Source organism: Mesorhizobium sp. M7A.F.Ca.US.006.04.2.1, assembly GCF_004022915.1.
GTDB classification, from domain to species: domain Bacteria; phylum Pseudomonadota; class Alphaproteobacteria; order Rhizobiales; family Rhizobiaceae; genus Mesorhizobium; species Mesorhizobium ciceri.
On the sequence record NZ_RZQA01000881.1, the window covers coordinates 1 to 2532 of the forward strand.

Consider the following 2532-nt stretch of genomic DNA (forward strand, 5'->3'; position numbering starts at 1 on the left):
TCAGCCGCCTGTTCGTCGGCAGCCGGACCAATCTCGAAGCCATGCTGCGCGCCGTCTCGCAGCACCGCCTGCGGCCCGTCATCGACAAGGTCTTCGCCTTCACCGAGGCCGGCGATGCCTATCGCTATTTCCAGCAGGGCGACGTCGTTGGGAAGGTGATCATCGACGGCGCCTGACCCATCGAGTCCTCAAACCCAAGGGAGAACGACCATGACAATTCGTGAAGCCTCGGCCAAGTGGCAAGGGACGCTGAAGGAAGGTTCGGGCCGGTTGCGGCTCGGCAGCGGCGTCTTCGAAGGCGCCTATTCCTTCCCGTCGCGTTTCGAGAACGGTCCGGGCACCAACCCGGAAGAACTGATCGCCGCGGCGCATGCAGGCTGCTTCTCGATGGCGCTGAGCGCCATGCTGGGCAACGCCAATCATGTCCCGACAAGCATCAGCACCGTCGCCAAGGTGCATCATGGCGCAACCGCTGCCGGTCCGACGATCACCCGCATCGAACTCGAAACCGAGGCAGAGGTCGCGGGACTTGCCGAAGATGAATTCGAGCGCCTTGCACAGTCCGCCAAGGCGGGCTGCCTCGTCTCGCGGGCCCTTGGCGGCGTGTCTCAGATCACCCTCAAGGCAACGCTCGTCGAAGCCACCAAAGGTCAATGAAGCCAGGAGAAAGAAGATGACACAGGAGCTTGTCATGGACGCAAACGCGTACGGTCTGTCCCAGCAGACGGCCGAGATCATGCGGCGCTACAACGACGTATTCCAGCGCCATGATCCTTCGGCACTCGCCGAGCTGGTGGCCGACGATTGCGTGATCGAGAACACCGTGCCGGCGCCGGACGGCGCCCGCCATGCCGGCAAGGAAGCGTGCGTCGCGCTTTGGACGGCGATCGCGACCCAGGCCGGCACGCGCTTCGATATCGAGGAAACCTTCGTTGCCGGTGACCGGGCAACGATCCGCTGGCGCTATTTCATGACCGACGGCAATTCGCTGCGCGGCGTCAACCTCATGCGTGTGGCCGATGGGCGGATCGTCGAAGCGATGGGTTATGTGAAGGGGCAGCGCGCCCCGAGCAATGCCCCGAAAGCGCATAACCGCTTTTCGCCCGGAATAGCGCAACAAAGGAGAGCGGATCAGCGAGACTGAACCGCTCCCCGCTACCGATCGGCCAGCGCCAGCTTTGCGCCGAGCATGACGAAAGCGCCGGCGAAGGTCCGGCGCATCCAGGTCAACACCATTGGCCGCGAGACGACATGGCTGCGGATCGAGGCTGCGAAGATGCCGTAGCCGACGAAAACCACGAAGGTCAAAAGCATGAAGACGGAACTCAGTTCCAGCATTTTCGACAGCGCATTGGGCTCGGTGGTGCTGACGAACTGCGGCAGGAAGGCGAAGAAGAAGATCGACAGTTTCGGATTGAGCACGTTGACGAGGATACCGGTGGCAATCACCTTGCCGGCCGAGCGCGGCGTCACATCCTGCTCGACGCTGAGGCCGCCCTTTTCCTTCAGCGTGTTCCAGGCCATGTAGAGCAGGTAGGCGACGCCGAGATATTTCAGCGTCTCGAAGGCGAGCGCACTGGTGTGCAGCAGCGCCGCCAGGCCAGTGATGGCGGCGGCCATGTGCGGGATGATGCCGAGCGTGCAGCCGAAGGCGGCGATGACGCTGGCCCGCGCACCGCGCGAGAGGCCGGCGCTCAGCGTGTAGAGAACGCCGGTGCCGGGCGAAGCCACGACAATCAGGGACGTCAACAGAAATTCGATGCTCACGATGGTTCCTCCGGCACCCTACCCGGCCAGGAAGGTACCGGGCTGCGGGTCGGCGCACAAGCGGAGGCGACGGGAGATTGGCTACACCGGTAATCCGAGCGCCTGGCGTGCCATCAGACACTCCTCGTCGCCGGGCATGCAGGCGCGACAGACGTCCGGCCGCACGTCGTAGATGCCGCAAGCGGTCGACTTGCCGATCTCGCCGGACAGCGCCGAGCAGCGCACGCCCTCGCAACGCATGCCTGACAGGTCGGATGCGACATATTTTTCCGGGATACGGTCGAGCTGTGCGTCATCTTCGGTGGAAAAGCGCGGCCACTCGGCCGAATAGGAACAGCAGGCACCGCAGCTTTGGCAATCGAAGGTGCCCTGTTGCGACGACAAAACGCTTGCGGCGGCCACCAGGGCGGACAGCCCTGGCGCGGCGGGGTTGTGATCTGCGTCTTGCGGCAAGGCGCTATTTCTTCTTGGCCGTCTTGCCCTTCGGCGAATCCGCCGGCGACTTGAACAGGTCGGTCGCCGCCTCGGTGGCATCGCCAGCTTTCGGCGCGGCAACCGGCTTGGCCGGTTTTGCCGCGGCACCCGAGGCTGCCGGCTGATCCTTGGAGGAGAATTTTATGGCCATGTCAGTCCTCGTCGGCGAAGCGCGATGATGGGGCGCGCGGATTGCGCAGGCGGCCGATCAGCGCCGAAACGGCCGTGATGTTCATTTCCTCGGGCGACCAGTTTTTCACCGCCTCGATGTGATGGGCTGCCAGCTCGCGA

The 2532-nt window shown here is 64.0% G+C and carries 5 protein-coding genes and 1 pseudogene; 3 read left to right on the forward strand and 3 right to left on the reverse strand.

Annotation, left to right across the window (positions count from 1 at the left end; translation table 11 throughout):
* The first annotated feature begins 8 nt into the window (after positions 1-8).
* The 3 genes and pseudogenes from EN925_RS31570 to EN925_RS31580 all read left to right on the forward strand — a co-directional run.
* Entirely contained in the window at positions 9-176 is a 168-nt protein-coding gene (locus tag EN925_RS31570) for a zinc-binding dehydrogenase (protein ID WP_281040676.1), read from the forward strand.
* 34 nt (positions 177-210) lie between these two features.
* Positions 211-657: an OsmC family protein gene (locus EN925_RS31575; RefSeq protein ID WP_128337196.1), complete on the forward strand. Its 447-nt coding sequence runs from the start codon at positions 211-213 to the stop codon at positions 655-657.
* 16 nt (positions 658-673) lie between these two features.
* Positions 674-1057 (forward strand): annotated as a pseudogene (locus EN925_RS31580) (nuclear transport factor 2 family protein); the annotation flags it as partial.
* A gap of 98 nt (positions 1058-1155) precedes the next feature.
* On the opposite strand, the gene EN925_RS31585 reads toward EN925_RS31580, so the two are convergent.
* The 3 genes from EN925_RS31585 to EN925_RS31595 all read right to left on the reverse strand — a co-directional run bounded on the left by EN925_RS31585 (position 1156) and on the right by EN925_RS31595 (position 2392).
* Positions 1156-1767 (reverse strand): LysE family translocator, encoded by a 612-nt coding sequence (locus EN925_RS31585; RefSeq protein WP_013532395.1) that lies wholly within the window; start codon positions 1765-1767, stop codon positions 1156-1158.
* Between the two features lie 81 nt (positions 1768-1848).
* Complete coding sequence (locus EN925_RS31590; protein ID WP_032809400.1) at positions 1849-2169, reverse strand: YkgJ family cysteine cluster protein; 321 nt, start codon at positions 2167-2169, stop codon at positions 1849-1851.
* A gap of 55 nt (positions 2170-2224) precedes the next feature.
* On the reverse strand, positions 2225-2392 hold the full coding sequence (locus EN925_RS31595) for a hypothetical protein (protein WP_013532397.1): 168 nt from the start codon (positions 2390-2392) through the stop codon (positions 2225-2227).
* Positions 2393-2532 lie beyond the last annotated feature (140 nt).

Bases quoted from the DNA above. Each gene is read 5' to 3' on its own strand.
- EN925_RS31595 (WP_013532397.1), bottom strand. From the start codon at position 2,392: ATGGCCATAAAATTCTCCTCCAAGGATCAGCCGGCAGCCTCGGGTGCC.
- EN925_RS31575 (WP_128337196.1), top strand. From the start codon at position 211: ATGACAATTCGTGAAGCCTCGGCCAAGTGGCAAGGGACGCTGAAGGAA.